This window comes from Bacillus sp. 105MF, from assembly GCF_000374885.1.
Classification (GTDB): Bacteria; Bacillota; Bacilli; order Bacillales; family Bacillaceae_G; genus Bacillus_A; species Bacillus_A pseudomycoides.
The window spans coordinates 196,318-213,933 of sequence record NZ_KB895569.1 but is presented as its reverse complement, the minus strand read 5'-3'; the positions used below and the strand labels follow the sequence as shown (position 1 = coordinate 213,933).

Here is a 17,616-nt window from a genome sequence, read left to right as displayed (position 1 = left end):
GATATGTTGTCATTCGTTATAGTCAAATTATGGGGTAAATGCCCTTATTTTTAGAGTGAAGGGAATGGAACGAACATGCAAGGAAGAGTAAAATGGTTTAATGCAGAAAAAGGATTTGGGTTTATCGAGCGTGAGGACGGTGATGATGTTTTTGTTCATTTTTCTGCAATTCAACAGGATGGGTATAAGTCGTTAGAAGAGGGACAAAAAGTAGAATTTGACATTGTAGATGGTGCGCGTGGACCACAAGCAGCGAATGTTGTGAAATTATAATTTCGAACGAAGAGTTTTGTGAGAAACATAGAGCTGGGGTTGTGGCAACGGTTTATATATATTCAATTTGATCTTCCGAAATATAAATTGCGGCTATGAAGAACAGAAGGAGACTTTCACCTATTGTCCCCTTCTGTTTTTTTTTTTTTTGCGTGGCATGGGGAAAAAGTCCTGTCCACTCTTATGCAAAGACGGACGCTCGTTCTCACCAAAAAGAAATGGTTGTATATGGTTCTTTCAATTTATAACTTTAATTTGATTTCACGGCACATAAATTACGGTTATGAAAAACAAACAGAGACTTCCGCCCATTGTCTCCTTGTGTTCTTACATGGCACGGGGTTAAAAAAAGTCCCTGCCCGCTACTAGCCATGGGCGGATGCTCCCTCCCACCTAAAAGAGATGGTTGTGTTTTCGGTCGGTCTTTCCATTCAAATGATAAAAATGTTGTCAAAAAGTTGTTTCTTTTCTGTAACGAATTGTCCATACTTATATTCGTTATTTACGATGTTAATAGGGTAAAATGTAAATAGAAACGATGCATCTTTTCTTTTCAACAAAAAACGATAAAAAATTTCAATTTCCCTAACTTTTTCAAAAAAGTTAGCAGGATTTTTTAAGCCATTGTCGAAATTGTATACATAGGCTTGAAAGGAGGAATTCATCTATGAAATTCAACATTCGTGGTGAAAATATTGAAGTAACTCCAGCATTAAAGGAATATGTAGAGAAAAAACTTAGCAAATTAGAGCGTTATTTTGATACATTCCCAGAGGTTAAAGTTAATTTAAAAGTATACTCTGACAAGCAACGTGTCGAGGTAACAATCCCATTTACAGATTTATTACTTCGTGCAGAAGAAACTCATAGCGATATGTACGCTGCAATTGATTTAGTGGTTGATAAAGTTGAGCGACAAATTCGTAAACATAAAACAAAAGTAAATCGTAAATTACGTGAAAAAGGCTCTCCGAAAACTGCATTTATCCTTACAGAGCCAGCGGCAACGTTGGAGGAAGTGAAAGAGGATGAATTAGAGCTTGTACGTACAAAACGATTTGATTTAAAACCAATGGATGTTGAAGAAGCCATTTTACAAATGGATATGTTAGGTCATAACTTCTTCGTCTTCACAAATGCGGATACAAATGAAACTAATGTTGTCTATGGCCGCAAAGATGGAAAATATGGATTAATTGAAACAAAATAATAAGTAAAGAACGCAGCTGTAAAAGGCTGCGTTTTTTTATTGTTTATAAAATGTTTTACGTGTAGACTGATGAAACATATGAAAGTCTTTGAGTTTTCACTCTGTTATTTTTGGAAAGACATACCGCTGTCTCAGAATGGAACAGGAAACAAAGAAGTTTAGTAAAGGATGAAATCGCTATAAAACGCCTATTAATCAAAATTTCAGCTAATTTAGGCTATGCGTTTGGCCAGTTGTTGTCATAGCTATAAAACAAGTGTTACAATTATCATTAGGTTTATACTTTTTTTGTTTTTTTAATTAGGAGAGAAAATGCTAGAAAATAAATTTGCGTTTTATAACGACTGATTAGTGAACAGAAATATAGAGCACGATCGGAAGTTTTATTTTAATAAAAGAGGAGCGTATTTCCTATGATCGGTATTTTAAAAAAGGTGTTTGATGTAAACCAGCGCCAAATTAAACGTATGCAGAAATCTGTGGATCAAATAGAAGGGTTTGAATCATCGATTCAATCGTTAACTGACGAACAATTAAAAGGGAAAACAATTGAATTTAAAGAGCGTCTTACGAAAGGCGAGACAGTAGACGATTTATTACCAGAAGCTTTTGCGGTTGTTCGTGAAGCAGCGACACGCGTTCTTGGTATGCGCCCCTATCCTGTGCAATTAATGGGTGGTATTGCCTTACATGAAGGGAATATCTCTGAGATGAAAACAGGGGAAGGTAAAACATTAACTTCTACTTTACCGGTTTATTTGAATGCTTTAACAGGTAAAGGTGTTCATGTTGTTACAGTCAATGAATATTTAGCGCAGCGTGACGCAGGGGAAATGGGACAACTACATGAGTTCCTTGGCTTAACAGTAGGAATTAACTTGAATAGCATGTCACGTGAAGAAAAGCAAGCTGCTTACGCTGCTGATATCACATATAGTACAAACAACGAGCTTGGTTTTGACTATTTGCGTGATAACATGGTGCTATATAAAGAGCAACGTGTTCAGCGTCCGCTTCATTTCGCAATCATTGATGAAGTCGATTCCATTTTAGTTGATGAAGCGCGTACGCCGCTTATCATTTCTGGACAAGCACAAAAATCAACAGAACTATATATCTTTGCAAATGCATTTATTCGTACGTTAGAAAATGAAAAAGATTACTCATTTGACGTGAAAACGAAAAATGTCATGTTAACAGAAGACGGGATTACGAGAGCAGAGAAAGCTTTCCATATTGAAAACTTATTTGATTTAAAACACGTTGCACTTCTTCACCATATTAATCAGGCGCTTCGTGCACACGTTGTAATGCACCGCGATACAGATTATGTTGTACAAGAAGGCGAAATTGTAATTGTAGACCAATTCACTGGTCGTCTTATGAAAGGCCGCCGCTATAGTGAAGGTTTACACCAAGCGATTGAAGCAAAAGAAGGCGTAGAAATTCAAAATGAAAGTATGACATTAGCAACCATTACATTCCAAAACTACTTCCGTATGTACGAAAAGTTATCAGGTATGACTGGTACAGCGAAAACGGAAGAAGAGGAATTCCGTAACATTTATAATATGAATGTTATCGTGATACCAACAAACAGACCAGTTGTTCGTGATGACCGTGCCGATTTAATTTTCAAAACGATGGAAGGAAAATTTAATGCGGTTGTTGAGGATATTGTAAAACGCCATAAGCAAGGGCAACCAGTTCTTGTTGGTACAGTTGCAATTGAAACATCTGAACTTATTTCAAACATGTTAACACGTAAAGGTGTACGTCATAACGTCTTGAATGCGAAAAATCATGCGCGTGAAGCGGATATTATTACAGAAGCAGGATTTAAAGGCTCTGTAACGATTGCGACAAACATGGCTGGTCGTGGTACGGATATTAAACTAGGCGAAGGTGTAAAAGAAGCTGGTGGCCTAGCGGTTATCGGTACAGAACGTCATGAAAGTCGTCGTATTGATAATCAGTTACGTGGTCGTTCTGGTCGTCAAGGAGACCCTGGTGTGACGCAGTTCTACTTATCAATGGAAGATGAATTAATGCGCCGCTTCGGTGCAGATAATATGAAAGCGATGATGGATCGCCTTGGTATGGATGATTCACAACCAATCGAAAGTAAAATGGTATCTCGTGCTGTAGAATCTGCGCAAAAACGTGTAGAAGGAAACAACTACGATGCACGTAAACAGCTCTTGCAGTATGACGATGTACTTCGCCAACAACGTGAAGTAATTTATAAACAACGTCAAGAAGTAATGGAATCTGAAAACTTACGAGGCATTATCGAAGGTATGATGAAATCTACTGTAGAACGTGCTGTTGCCCTTCATACGCAAGAGGAAATTGAAGAGGATTGGAACATTAAAGGTCTGATTGACTACTTAAATACAAACCTTCTTGAGGAAGGTGATGTTAAGGAAGAAGAATTACGTCGCCTTGCACCAGAAGAAATGAGCGAGCTAATCATTGCAAAATTAATAGAGCGTTATGATGAAAAAGAAAAACTTCTACCAGAAGAACAAATGCGTGAATTTGAAAAGGTTGTTGTATTCCGCGTTGTAGATACGAAATGGATGGATCATATCGATGCGATGGATCATCTTCGTGAAGGTATTCATTTACGTGCTTACGGTCAAATTGACCCGCTTCGTGAATACCAAATGGAAGGATTCGCAATGTTTGAATCCATGATCGCTTCCATTGAAGAAGAGGTTTCTCGTTACATTATGAAAGCAGAAATCGAACAAAACTTAGAGCGCCAAGAAGTAGCTCAAGGTGAAGCAGTTCATCCGAAAGATGACGGTGAAGAAGTGAAAAAGAAACCAGTCGTAAAAGGTGAACAAGTAGGACGTAACAACCTATGCAAATGTGGCAGTGGTAAGAAATATAAAAACTGCTGTGATATTGGGAAATAAGGAAAAGTGGCGCCGACTGTTCAGCCCCGTTGGCTAAGGTTCTTTCCTGTGCGGAAGGTTCTTAGACATGAGGGGCTAGGAGGCAGAACTGGATCAAAAGAAAAGCGGAAGCGGCTCGTTCAGAATGTGAGAAGGATGGAGCTCCTGACAGAGAGGCGTAGTTTGCCTCGCAGGAGGGCGCTCCAAATCGACCTTACACGAAATTTTATTTTCAAAATGGAAAAGTTTTAAAAATATCCATATAATAAAAAGGGACAAACTCTCTCTGTAATAAGCGGAGGGAGTTTCCCTTGTTTTATATAAAAGCGATAGCAATTACATAGAGGTGAAGAGCATGGAATTAGTAGAAATTAGGCAAGAATTAGAGAAAATGGCTAAGAGATTAGCGGCTTTTAGGGGGTCTCTTTGACCTTCCTACAAAGGAAAAACGCATTGCAGAATTAGAAGAAACAATGATGGGTGCAGGCTTTTGGGATGATCAACAAGGCGCACAAACTGTAATTAATGAGGCGAATGCGTTAAAAGAAATGGTTGGGAAGTTTCGTCAGTTAGATGAAACATTCGAAAATTTAGAAGTGACACATGAACTTTTAAAAGAAGAATATGATGAAGATTTACATGAGGAATTAGAATCTGAAGTGAAATCTTTAGTTCGAGAAATGAATGAGTACGAGCTTCAGCTATTATTAAGCGATCCTTATGATAAAAATAATGCAATTTTAGAACTACATCCAGGTGCTGGTGGAACAGAATCACAAGACTGGGGTTCTATGCTATTACGTATGTATACACGCTGGGCTGAAAAACGCGGGTTTAAAGTAGATACAGTCGATTATTTACCAGGCGATGAAGCAGGAATCAAAAGCGTAACATTGTTAATTAAAGGTCATAACGCTTACGGTTACTTGAAAGCAGAGAAAGGTGTACATCGTCTTGTACGTATTTCACCGTTTGACTCTTCAGGCCGTCGTCATACATCGTTCGTATCTTGTGAAGTTGTACCTGAATTTAATGATGATATCGAGATTGAAGTGCGTACGGAAGATTTGAAAATAGATACGTACCGTGCAAGTGGTGCGGGTGGACAGCACATTAATACGACGGATTCAGCGGTTCGTATTACACATACGCCAACGAATACGGTTGTAACATGTCAATCCGAGCGTTCGCAAATTAAAAACCGTGAACATGCGATGAAAATGTTAAAGGCGAAATTATATCAAAAGAAATTAGAAGAACAGCAAGCGGAGTTAAATGAAATTCGTGGTGAACAAAAAGAAATTGGCTGGGGTAGCCAAATTCGTTCTTACGTATTCCACCCATACTCTCTAGTGAAAGACCACCGTACAAATACGGAAGTTGGTAATGTACAAGCGGTTATGGATGGAGAAATTGATCCGTTTATTGATGCATATTTACGCTCTCGTATTTCTTAAGAAAAAAAGCCAACGGACTGTTGGCCTATCGTTGAGGAGATAGAGGGGAATAATGAGGTACATCTTGTCTGTATTGATAAGAGAAGGAGGAAGAGGAGTTGGGTGACAACTTCTCTTTTTGATGAGCTTGGTTTTATGATACAAGGTCGTATATTGTTTTGTAAAAAGTAAAAAATATTAAGAAGCAAGCTATAAATGATAAGGAAGCCGTATAGAATTTTTTCTTTTCTGTTTTGTAAAAACAGTATCTTTATAGTAATTTACATTTGTTCACAGAATTGAAACAATTGGTGAAAGCTTTATATGAGTAGGGTTCTCATCCCTTTTGTAAAAAATATCCTATGGAGGTTGGTTTTTCTATAAGGGGATAATTATTATAATGGCAAGTGAGAGCTATGTGAAAGTATGGCTATATCAATAATAAGAAGGATATCAACAATGGGGAGCGATATAAGTGAAAAAGAAATTGTTGGCTATTGCATTAGGAACATCATTAGCTTTTACTATAGGAGCATGTGGAAAGAAAGAAGAAAATAAATCTTCTAATCAATCTGCAAGTACAGATAGTGCAGAGCAAATTTTCAAAAAAAGTTGTGCAGGTTGTCATGCTAGCGACTTATCTGGTGCAACTGGACCTGATTTACGAAAAGTAGGCGGTAAATACGACGCGGCGGAGATTGAAAATATTATCAAAAAAGGACGCGGTTCAATGCCAGCGGAACTTATTCAAGGTGAGGATGCAAAAAAAGTATCAGAGTGGTTAGCAGAACATAAGTAAGAAAAGTGGAAGTAGCTTGTTTAAAATCGTAGGACGTTGGAACCCCCGACAGAGAGGCATTTTTTGTCTCGTCCGAGGGAGTGAAACGGCCGGAGATTTTAGCCACTGCAGCTAGACAAAAGAAAAGCGGAAGTGGCTTGTTTAGAATAGAAGGAAGAAGCAAAGCCACTGAGCATTCTAGCTGCTAAAGCTAGAACGTAAAAAAAGTGGAGCTGACTGTTTAGCAGTGTTGGCTAAGGGGCTTTTTTGTGTGGAAGGTTCTTAGACATGATGGGCTAAACAGTCAGTTTTTTGGGCTATTTTATAAAAAGCTAGACTTATAAGATGATTCATAAAATGATATAGACTTGTTTATGATATATATGTATCTATTTTGATTTTAAAATAGATAAACTGCTGCTATGAAGAACAAAAGGTGACCTGTACTCGTTTTCTCTCTTTGTTTTAACTTGGCATGGGGTAGGAAAAGGAGCTTTGAATAACTGCTTTTTCTTGTTTCTTTTTGCGCTGTAACATAACTGTAACAAAATTGTATCCGAATTGGAAACCTAATGATGTTACAATGTAGTTTGTAGAATTTTGCTGAAACATGTACATAAGCAACAGTGATAGACTGAAACTGCTGTTACTGTTATTTGAAACAACAGAAATACTTTAATAGGTTTGTAGTACAGCAGAGTGTAAGTAAGAGTGGGAACTTTTGCTTTCATGTTCAGATAGACAGAAAAAGTATGTCGAAAAAAATCATTAAGTATTGGGTGATAAATAATGATAAAAATGACGAATGTTTATAAGGAGTATCCAAATGGTATGAAAGCCATCGATGGACTCACAGTTAGCATTAAGCAGGGTGAATTTGTATACGTAGTTGGACCGAGTGGAGCCGGAAAATCTACATTTATTAAGATGATGTATCGTGAAGAAAAACCAACAACAGGATCTATCAATGTGAATGGACTTGTAATTGAAACGTTAGCAGAGCGAGATGTACCATATTTTCGCCGTCAGTTAGGCGTAATTTTCCAAGACTTTAAATTGCTACCTAAATTAACGGTATATGAGAATGTAGCGTTTGCTTTAGAAGTAATTGAAGAAGAGCCTGATGCAATTCGTGAGCGTGTTACTGAAGTACTGGGTCTTGTAAGCCTTGAAGATCGTGCGGACGCACTTCCAACTGAACTTTCAGGTGGAGAACAACAGCGTGTGGCGATTGCAAGGGCGATTGTAAATAAGCCAAAAGTTGTGATTGCCGATGAGCCGACAGGAAACTTAGATATTGATACAGCACTTGATATTATGAGTATCTTTAAACGTATTAATGAGCGCGGTACAACAATTGTTATGGCAACACATAACGCAGATATCGTAAATACAATTCGTCATCGCGTAATTGCGATTGAAGGCGGAAAAATTGTTCGAGATGAGATTGAGGGAGGATACGGATATGAAGACTAAAACCCTTAGTCGGCATTTACGAGAAGGTGTAAAAAATCTATCCCGTAACGGATGGATGACGTTTGCTTCTGTAAGTGCAGTAACAGTTACATTATTACTTGTAGGTGTCTTTTTAACAGCGATTATGAATATGAACCACTTTGCAACGAAAGTGGAGCAAGATGTAGAAATTCGTGTACACATTGATCCAGCAGCGAAAGAAGCGGATCAAAAGAAATTGGAAAAAGATCTTAGCAAAATTGCAAAAGTAGATTCTGTTAAATATTCTTCTAAAGAAGAAGAGTTAAAACGTTTGATTAAAAGCTTAGGTGACAGCGGGAAAACGTTTGAGTTATTTGAGCAAGATAATCCACTTAAAAACGTATTTATTGTAAAGGCGAAAGAACCAACAGATACAGCTACAATTGCGAAAAAAGTTGAAAAAATGCAGTTTGTAAGTACAGTTCAATATGGTAAAGGCCAAGTTGAAAAATTATTTGATACAGTGAACACAGGCCGTAATATTGGGATTTTGTTAATTGCTGGTCTATTATTCACAGCAATGTTCTTAATCTCTAATACAATCAAAATTACAATTTATGCACGAAGCACGGAGATTGAAATTATGAAACTTGTAGGTGCGACAAACTGGTTTATCCGTTGGCCGTTCTTATTAGAAGGTTTATTCTTAGGTGTACTTGGTTCAATTCTCCCAATTGTTGTAATTTTATCTACTTATAATTCGCTTCAAGGTATGTTTAACCAGAAGCTTGGAGGAACGATTTTCGAACTTCTTCCATATAGTCCGTTTGTATTCCAACTTTCCGGTTTATTAGTATTAATTGGTGCATTAATCGGTATGTGGGGAAGCGTAATGTCAATTCGTCGCTTCTTAAAAGTATAAAAAGTTGCAAACATAATTCGTACAAGCTTATCATATAGTAGAAATAGGTAAAGGCATCACACAATGTGTGATGCCTTTTGCTACACCACCTGTGTGTTCTGGAAAGGGGAATTCCGCATTGAAACGTAGAGTTGCGATTATTGGAATGATTGTTGCATTTTTAATTGGTGCTGGCGGAATGTTTGCAGGTATGTATATGTTTGGAATCAATCCATCATATATGGCGCAAACAATTACAGGCGATAGTGCCGGCACGAAACAAGGGGATTTAGCTAAAATTAATGAGGCGTATGCACTGATTGATTCGCGTTATGTGGAAGACGTGAAGGATGAAAAGCTTGTTGAGGGTGCGATACAGGGTATGTTGTCGACGCTGAAGGACCCTTATTCCACGTATATGGATAAGGAAACAGCGAAGCAATTTACAGAGTCGCTTGATCCGGAGCTTGAAGGTATTGGTGCTGAGGTGAACAAAACGGATGGAAAACTGATCATTGTCTCTCCGATTAAAGGGTCACCAGCAGAAAAAGCAGGCATTAAGCCAAATGATCAAATTTTATCAGTAAATGGAAACAGTGTAAAAGATTTATCACGTGAAGAAGCGGTCTTAAAGATTCGTGGTAAACAAGGAACGGACGTTACGCTTGAGATAAAGCGTTCAGGAGTTGCAGATCCACTAGAATTTAAAATTAAACGTGAAAAAATTCCGATTTTTACTGTGTTTAGTTCTGTAAAGAAAGAGAAGGAGAAAAATATTGGTTATATCCAAATTACATCTTTCTCTGAAAATACAGCGAAAGAATTTAAAGATCAATTAAAAGAACTTGAAAAGAAAGATATAAAAGGCCTTGTCATTGATGTACGTGGTAATCCAGGAGGTTACTTAAATAGCGTACAAGATATTTTAGGATTAATTATGACGGACAAAAAGCCAATGATGCAAGTTGAACAACGAAATGGTGAGAAAAAGAAATTCTCAACTGCATTAAAAGAGAGAAAATCATATCCGATTTCAGTATTAATTGATAAAGGAAGTGCATCGGCTTCAGAAATTTTAGCAGGTGCATTAAAAGAAGGCGAAGGATATGATTTAGTTGGTGAAAAAACATTTGGAAAAGGTACTGTTCAGCAAGCTGTTCCGTTTAAAGATGGCAGCAATATTAAACTGACAATGTTTAAATGGCTTACACCAGATGGCAATTGGATTCATAAGAAAGGAATTGCTCCAACGGTGGAAGTGAAACAGCCAGATTATTATCATGCAACGCCAATTCAAATTGAGAAAACACTTTCTTATAATTCAAATGATGTACAAGTGAAGCATGCGCAAGAAATGCTGAAAAGTTTAGGATATGTACCTGGACGTGAGGATGGATACTTTAGTAAGGAAACAGAGTCGGCTTTAAAAGCATTCCAAAATGCAAATGAAATGGAAATGACAGGTCAGCTTGATAAAAAGACAGCTGAAGCGATTCAAAATAAAATCATTGAAAAGATTCGCTCTGGTGAAAATGATCTGCAATTGCAGGCAGCATTAAAATTAATGGCGAAATAAGGAAAAATACAGGCATATTATTGCCTGTATTTTTTTGTAGGTGTTTATCCCGCTACTTATGAACGGTAACACTTCTATCTCAAAATTTAGAAAAAGAAAAGAAGGTAGATGGGGGATGGAGAAAACGCCACTGATTAAAGTTTCACTTTATGATAAGATAAAAAGAAAGAATAAATGGTGGTGAAGCGATTCGTGGAGGCGTGGTCTTTTGAGATAATGCGAGCAGTTGGGCGTTTTTTCTTACACCCTGCTGTCTATGTATTTTTGATAAGTAGCATTTTTGTTGGATACTTACGTATATTACGAGAACGAAAAGATTTTTCTTTTAAAGTATATGATATTTGGTTTGAACTACGAACATCCTTATTTTCAGGAGTTGGATATGGATTCGTTGTATCCATCATAACAGTTGGAGCCGGACTAGTTATGTCGCAAGCAAGTATATGGATGATTTTAATTTGGACACTAGTATTTGGACTAGCTGCTCAATATAGATATTTATCTTCTGCTTACACATTTGGCGTGGCGATTGTAGCAGCTTTATTATCTTCTAAACTTCCAATCTCTTTCTTACAGCTTGGAGAAGGAGAAGAGAGTACCATTGCATCACTTGCCATTTTACTAGGCTTGATGTTAGTAGTAGAAGGATTATTAATTTCGAAAAATGCGGTGCGGCATTCAACGCCTAAAATGCGTAAAGGAAAGCGCGGTTTAAATATTGGACTACATGAATCAAAGCGTTTATGGCTCGTTCCGATTTTTATTCTTGTGCCGGGAGATGCTGTTACACAATTTGTTTCGTGGTGGCCGGTCATTTCTGTTGGTTCACAAACGTATTCCTTATTCCTTGTACCGTTTTTAATTGGCTTTATGCGAACAATTAGAAGTGAGGAACCGACAGAAGCATTATTATTTACAGGAAGACGTATATTTGGTTTAGCAACCCTTGTTCTTGTTTTAGGAGTGATCAGTTATTGGTGGCCTGTTGTAGCTATTCTTGCGATGGGAGTCGCGATGCTTGGTCGCTTTACTATTGCGATGCGGGAACGTATAGCTGATGAAACGTGCCCAGCATATTTTGCAGCGCGCGACGATGGATTAGTTGTATTAGGTATAATTCCGAATACAGTCGGTGTAGAAATGAACCTGAAGCCCGGAGAGGTTATTACGAAAGTAAACGGTGTAATTCCTAAAAGTGCAGAAGAGTTTTATGATGCGCTTCAGTCCAAGACGACAGGGGCATTTTGTAAATTAGAAGTACTTGATACAAAAGGCGAGCTCCGCCTTGCTCAAACGGCACTATATGCAGATGGACATCATGAATTGGGAATTGTGTTTGTAGAACAGAATCATAAGTGGGATACGGAAGCAGTGTAATTTAAAAGACCTTGTATATGTAATTTTAACAGAATTAGCGTACCATATAGGTAGGTAAGAAAAAGATACATATATAGGGGGCTGTAAAAAATGATTGTAACAACAACTTCTGTTATTCAAGGGAAAGAAATTATCGAGTACATTGATATCGTAAACGGTGAAGCAATTATGGGTGCAAATATCGTCCGCGACTTATTTGCTTCTGTTCGTGACATTGTCGGTGGCCGTTCTGGTGCATATGAAAGTAAATTAAAAGAAGCACGTGATATTGCGATGGAAGAGATGAAATCTCTTGCGAAGCAAAAAGGTGCAAATGCGATTGTTGGCATTGACGTAGACTATGAGGTAGTTCGCGAAGGGATGTTAATGGTTGCGGTAAGTGGAACAGCTGTCCGTGTGTAGAATATAAAGAAAGAAGCCGTGCTTAATGCACGGCTTTTTGTATGCTTGCTTATGTCGTATATTGTCGAAGTGTCGATATATTTGCAGCATCTTAGCATGTCGAAGCATCAATATTTCTTGGGAAATGGCAGCGGCCTCGTCGAGATATAGGGAAGACATTAGAGTGCTTCCTTACAATTCCTGATTTTCTCCAATAACTGCTCATATTCTTGTTCAAGAATTGTAACATCATCCTGTCGATCAGGCATCGAAATTCGGCTGATGATTTCTGTTAATTTTGTTTGCAATCGCAACAGTTCTTGCTCGGTAGTGTTTACAGAAGTTTGTTCTGTTCGATTCATATATTGATCATAATTTCCGTGGAAGAGTCGTGGTTCAGTCTCATCTATGTGTAAGATATAATCTGCAACCGAACGAATAAATGCACGGTCATGGCTAATGAAAAGGACGGTGCCAGGATATTCTTGCAACATGTTTTCTAGTTCTTCCTGAGTTGTTAAATCTAAATAGTTCGTCGGTTCATCGAGCAGAAGCATGTTATAGTTTCCTAAAAACACTTTCGCTAGTGCTACCTTTGTTCGCTCGCCACCGCTCAATACATGCACAGGTTTATGCACATCTTCGCGCCGGAAGAGAAGGCGAGCTAATATTGTTCTGACGAAAGCTTCCGTATAATTTGTTTCTTCTAAAACATTCTCTAAAATTGTTTTATCTGTTTTTAAAATAGATAATGTCTGTTCAAAGTATCCAATTTTACAGCTTTTTGAAAGCTGAATGCCACGCTCATTTGAGAGAATCATTTTGAATAACGTTGTTTTCCCGCTTCCGTTTGCACCTAAAATGGCAATTTTTGCACCGGGAGAAACACTGCCGTTCATATTTTGAAACAGTGTACGGTCGCCTAGCCTTTTCGTTGTTTTATTAAATTGTACAGCTGTTTTACTATGAATCGGTGCATGGTGTTGTACATCAAACTGAGTTTGAGCTAACTCTTTCGGTTTTTCTTTCTTTTCTAGTTTTTCAAGTCTCGTTTCTAATGCTTTTGCTGCTTTACTAACGTTTTCTTGGCCATGGGCAGCACCTAACTTATAAAGCCTAGACTCAGAAGAACTATACCGGGTTGGAACCTTTGTCATACTAGAAGCGCGCTGTTTTCGGTGTAAAATAGATTGTTCTAATCGTTTCTTTTCTTGTACATATTGTTCATATTCAGCTCTTTGTTCAGTGCGTTCACGTTCTTTTTGTTCCCGATAATTTGAATAGTTCCCTTTATATTCACGAACTGTACCGTCTTCAATTTCAATGATCTTTGTACAAATCGTATCTAGAAATGCACGATCATGAGAAACTAGAACGAGTGCACCTTTATAAGATAAGAGTGCTTGTTCTAATTGCTCTGTGCCATACATATCTAAATGACTTGTCGGTTCATCTGCAAATAAGATGGAAGCTTCCTGCTCAAGAGCATGAGCGATCTTTAAGCGCATTCGTTCACCGCCACTCATTGCATCTGAAACGTTTGAAATGTTCCACTTTCCTTTTGCGAAAGTGGAAGTATATTCCAATGTTTCCTCGCTAAATTGAGGGATAATGGCGATCGAACCATAATGTGAGACAGAACCTTCGTCCGGCTCTATTTCTTTGCTTAATATTTGTAGTAGCGTAGATTTTCCGGCTCCATTGACTCCGACAATGCCGATGCGGTCATTTCCTTGAATTTCAAGCGATTGTACTGTAAATATAGTGCGGTCACCAAAGTTTTTTTCAATATTGCGTGCGAATAAAATGGTCATAAAAAAACCTCCCTAGTTTCACTAGAGAGGATAGACGTCACCCATAGATGTAAAAAAGTGTGCAGAAATAAGCGATGCACATATTTTTACACGATCGCGATAAAAGAAAGTATCGACAAATGGACAGACTAATCCTCTTCTAGTTTTCATCATTTTGTTTCACTATGCGTGATGGATGAATAAATAAGAGAATTAGAACTTCATTGGCCGGATTACCTTCCTTTCATAATGTTATTTTTATTGTATGCGTATACAAAGAGAATTGTCAAACTAGTTCCTGGTTATTATTTCCGGAATTGTTCATTGTATAGTTTCGCTTTTGCTAATGCTTCTTTATCGTTTGAAATTTCATCCGGTGCATTAGCATCACCGATAATGTAGCCTTCAAAAGAAGAACCGGTAAAATCAAAGATGTATTGAAATTGTGCGATAAGTGGTAATGCTTTTAACTTTGGATTATCTCCACCAACAATGACAACGTACATCTTTTTTTCTTTCATCTTTTCTTTAAAATGAAGGGATCTATCACGTAAACTTTGTGACCAGCGATCAACAAAGTTTTTCATATGTCCGCTCATCCCATACCAATATAGAGGTGTAGCGAAAATAATTGTGTCGTGTTCTAGCATTTGCTCAATTAGGTTTTGGTAATCATCATCTACTGGTTGAAATCCTTCTGCTTCATGACGTTGGTCTGTAATAGGATGAACGGTATGATCTCGTAAATAAATTTGTTCTGCATCGATACCATCAATCATCATGTGTGTAAGGGCTTCTGTATTTCCATTTGAACGGGAGCTTCCGTGTATAACGAACATATGCAATCATTCCTTTTTCTTCGTTTTTTTTAGGAGTGAAACATGCTTCTGTAAATTCGCTTGAATATTGGAGAGCAGTGAAATTTGCTTTGTTACCTCAGCCAGCTTGTCTTCGTAAAGTGTAAGAATACTACTGCATGGATTTTCGTATAATTGTGGTTCAATTTCTAAGCAGCGCAGCATTCTTGCAGTTTCTTCTAAATTTAAGCCAAGCTGTAAGTACATCTGAATGAGTTCAACTTTTCTGGTGGCACTTGCCTCAAAATCACGATAGCCATTTGTAAGGCGTTTCGAAGGAAGCAACCCTTTTTCTTCATAATGCCTTAATGAACGTTCACTGACGCCAGTTCGCTTTGATAATTCTCCAATTCGCACTGCATTTCACTCCTTTCGTATATATTGTAAACCTTCACACTAATGTGAAGGTCAACTCTGTTTTTGTGCAAATGAATGAACGTGGTCTAAAAAGACTTGAATGGCTTTGGAAGGAATAAAGTATTTGCCACGAACGATAGAGAAAGGACGGATGAGTTTTTCGTTTGGAACTTCGACATGGAAAAGTTCTTTTGCTTGTAGCTCTTTCCTTACGGTCCAGTCAGAAAGGATTGCAATGCCGAGCCCAGCAGCAACGGCTTCTTTTACGCTTTGAATGCTGCTAAATGTAAAGAAACGCTTCAGTTTTAAATGGTGCTGATGGATAAAACGATCGCTATAGGCGCGTGTTCCAGATCCCATCTCCCTGAGGATCCATACTTGATCTTGAAGTGAAGCTTCGTTAATTGCATGTGCACCCAGAAGAGGATGTTTTGGTGGAACGACTAGTTTCATTTCATCTTTCATAAAAGTCTCTACATCTATATCAGTGTATACGACTTGACCCTCTACTAAGCCAATATCGATTTGGTTGGAACGAATGCTTTGGAGAACTTCTTCTGTGTTGGAGATAAACGTGTGTACTTCCACACGCGGATTTTCATTGGCGTAGCGTGCTAATATTTTTGGGAGTAAATATTCACCAATTGTAAAACTTGCCCCGATGCGCAGTGTACCTGTAACAACGTTATGTAGTTCGTTAATTTCTTGTTTTGCTTCTTCATAAAGGGATAGCATTTGCTTCGCATGTATGTATAGAATATTGCCAGCTTCCGTAACTTGGACGTGTTTTGGAGAACGCTGAATGAGTGTAGTGCCAAATTCGTTTTCTAAATTGCGAATATGCATGCTGACGCCAGGCTGAGAGAGATTGAGCAATTCTGCCGCACGAGAGAAATGCTTTTGTTCTACGACGGTCACAAATATTTTTAAAATATCGACGTTCATGATGTTTGCTCCTTTGCTCTTTTGTTATTGATCTAGAGATTAGCTTCGGCTTTTCTATTGTCTAGCTCCGGCAGCTAAAATCTCCGGTCGTTTCGTCCCCTCGGACGAGGCAAAAAGTGCCTCTCTGTCGGGGGCTCCAACGCCCTGAGATTTTGAACGAGCCGCCTCCATTTTTTTAGTTTATCATAAGTTTTTCTGATGGTTGAGATTGAATATTGGTATTAAACTTATTATTGGAATGCTTTTATAATGGAAGTATAAGAAACATGCATGTTTTAATACGATTATTGGAGTGATCCAAAGTGGAACAAACACTTGTTATACAAAAGAAGAAGCGTCTCGGTTTTTCGCAGGGGATTGGGATTACATTGTTGATTGCGATTAGCGCGAAATATTTAGCGGAGCTCCCATTTTTAAATATTATGGGCCAATTAGTTATCGCTATTCTAATTGGAATGATTTGGAGAGCTACAATTGGTGTTCCAAGCGAAGCGATAGCGGGAACGAATTTTGCGAGTAAGAAGTTACTTCGCTTCGGAATTATTTTGCTAGGTATGCGATTAAATCTTGTTGATATTGCAAAGGCTGGGCCAAAGGTGCTAGTTATTGCAGCGATTGTCATTGCTTTTACACTTGTTGTTGTATACGCATTAACACGTGTTTTTAAAGTAGATAAAACACTTGGGATTTTAACAGCATGCGGGACGGCAATTTGCGGCGCGGCCGCGGTCGTGGCAATTGCACCGCAAGTGAAAGCGAAGGACGATGAAACAGCGGTCGGTGCAGCGATTATTGCTATTTTAGGTACAATTTTTACGTTGATTTATACTTTATTATACCCAGTTCTTGGATTATCCCCGTATGGTTACGGTGTATTTTCTGGAGCGACGCTGCATGAGATTGCACATGTCATCGCTGCTGCGGCGCCAGGTGGAAGCGCGTCTGTTGATATTGCGGTTATTGTAAAATTAACGCGTGTTGCCATGCTTGTACCAGTAGCGATTTTAATTGGCTTATGGTTTAAGCGTAGTGAGGGAAATGGGCAAAAAGGCTCTTGGCGTGATATTCCGATTCCGTGGTTTATCTTAGGGTTCTTGGCAATGAGTGCATTTCATTCATTAGGTGTTATACCGGAAGTGGTAGCAGGCTATATCGTAATCCTTGCTTATATGCTCATTGCGATGGCAATGGCGGGACTTGGTTTAAATGTAGAATTTACGACATTCCGTAAATTAGGAAGTAGAGCATTTGTAGCTGGATTGGTAGGATCTGTGTGCCTTTCTGTTCTTGGGTATATTCTCGTATATGCGTTAGGCTTTATGTAAGGTAACAAAAGGAGACATAGTGAATATGTCTCTTTTTTGAATTTTTTTACAAAAACACTTGAAAGTT

At 38.2% G+C, this 17,616-nt stretch carries 15 protein-coding genes; 11 read left to right on the top strand and 4 right to left on the bottom strand.

The features are described 5' to 3' along the window. Window positions 1-75 precede the first annotated feature (75 nt). From cspC to C564_RS0109250, 10 genes are all read left to right on the top strand, one after another. Window positions 76-273, top strand: a complete 198-nt coding sequence (gene cspC, locus C564_RS0109300; protein WP_001162040.1) for a cold shock protein CspC — start codon at window positions 76-78, stop codon at window positions 271-273. A 667-nt stretch (window positions 274-940) separates the two neighbouring features. Then, window positions 941-1,483 (top strand): ribosome hibernation-promoting factor, HPF/YfiA family, encoded by a 543-nt coding sequence (hpf, locus tag C564_RS0109295; RefSeq protein WP_003201824.1) that lies wholly within the window; start codon window positions 941-943, stop codon window positions 1,481-1,483. Window positions 1,484-1,896: 413 nt separating this feature from the next. After that, window positions 1,897-4,407 carry a preprotein translocase subunit SecA gene (gene secA / locus C564_RS0109290; RefSeq protein ID WP_018765119.1) on the top strand — a complete coding sequence of 837 codons (2,511 nt, stop codon included), beginning with the start codon at window positions 1,897-1,899 and terminating at the stop codon, window positions 4,405-4,407. A gap of 334 nt (window positions 4,408-4,741) precedes the next feature. Then, a protein-coding gene (prfB, locus tag C564_RS0109285; RefSeq protein ID WP_098161088.1) for a peptide chain release factor 2 occupies window positions 4,742-5,843 on the top strand; the annotation gives its coding sequence in 2 pieces (ribosomal slippage) (window positions 4,742-4,813 and window positions 4,815-5,843; 1,101 coding nt in all). Between the two features lie 454 nt (window positions 5,844-6,297). Then, window positions 6,298-6,621, top strand: coding sequence for a cytochrome c551 (gene cccB / locus C564_RS0109280; protein WP_003201828.1), 324 nt, complete (start codon window positions 6,298-6,300; stop codon window positions 6,619-6,621). 768 nt (window positions 6,622-7,389) lie between these two features. Further along, window positions 7,390-8,076, top strand: coding sequence for a cell division ATP-binding protein FtsE (gene ftsE, locus C564_RS0109275; protein ID WP_003209063.1), 687 nt, complete (start codon window positions 7,390-7,392; stop codon window positions 8,074-8,076). Further along, on the top strand, window positions 8,066-8,959 hold the full coding sequence (gene ftsX / locus C564_RS0109270; protein WP_018765117.1) for a permease-like cell division protein FtsX: 894 nt from the start codon (window positions 8,066-8,068) through the stop codon (window positions 8,957-8,959). The genes ftsE and ftsX overlap by 11 nt, the downstream gene beginning before the upstream one ends. A 118-nt stretch (window positions 8,960-9,077) precedes the next feature. Then, window positions 9,078-10,514 carry a S41 family peptidase gene (locus C564_RS0109265; protein WP_018765116.1) on the top strand — a complete coding sequence of 479 codons (1,437 nt, stop codon included), beginning with the start codon at window positions 9,078-9,080 and terminating at the stop codon, window positions 10,512-10,514. A 174-nt stretch (window positions 10,515-10,688) separates the two neighbouring features. Further along, window positions 10,689-11,891, top strand: coding sequence for a PDZ domain-containing protein (locus C564_RS0109255; protein WP_026008511.1), 1,203 nt, complete (start codon window positions 10,689-10,691; stop codon window positions 11,889-11,891). A gap of 90 nt (window positions 11,892-11,981) precedes the next feature. Next, on the top strand, window positions 11,982-12,293 hold the full coding sequence (locus C564_RS0109250; RefSeq protein ID WP_003201842.1) for a heavy metal-binding domain-containing protein: 312 nt from the start codon (window positions 11,982-11,984) through the stop codon (window positions 12,291-12,293). Window positions 12,294-12,451: 158 nt separating this feature from the next. Here C564_RS0109250 and abc-f read toward each other — a convergent pair whose 3' ends face one another. From abc-f to C564_RS0109230, 4 genes are all read right to left on the bottom strand, one after another. Next, window positions 12,452-14,086: a ribosomal protection-like ABC-F family protein gene (abc-f, locus tag C564_RS0109245; protein WP_018765114.1), complete on the bottom strand. Its 1,635-nt coding sequence runs from the start codon at window positions 14,084-14,086 to the stop codon at window positions 12,452-12,454. Window positions 14,087-14,370: 284 nt separating this feature from the next. Then, window positions 14,371-14,904, bottom strand: coding sequence for a flavodoxin family protein (locus tag C564_RS0109240; RefSeq protein ID WP_018765113.1), 534 nt, complete (start codon window positions 14,902-14,904; stop codon window positions 14,371-14,373). 6 nt (window positions 14,905-14,910) lie between these two features. Continuing rightward, complete coding sequence (locus C564_RS0109235; protein ID WP_018765112.1) at window positions 14,911-15,279, bottom strand: MerR family transcriptional regulator; 369 nt, start codon at window positions 15,277-15,279, stop codon at window positions 14,911-14,913. 51 nt (window positions 15,280-15,330) lie between these two features. After that, entirely contained in the window at window positions 15,331-16,224 is an 894-nt protein-coding gene (locus C564_RS0109230) for a LysR family transcriptional regulator (RefSeq protein ID WP_018765111.1), read from the bottom strand. 302 nt (window positions 16,225-16,526) lie between these two features. Between C564_RS0109230 and C564_RS0109225 the strand changes: the two genes are divergently transcribed. Beyond that, window positions 16,527-17,549: a YeiH family protein gene (locus C564_RS0109225; protein WP_003201850.1), complete on the top strand. Its 1,023-nt coding sequence runs from the start codon at window positions 16,527-16,529 to the stop codon at window positions 17,547-17,549. The last annotated feature ends 67 nt before the right edge of the window (window positions 17,550-17,616 follow it).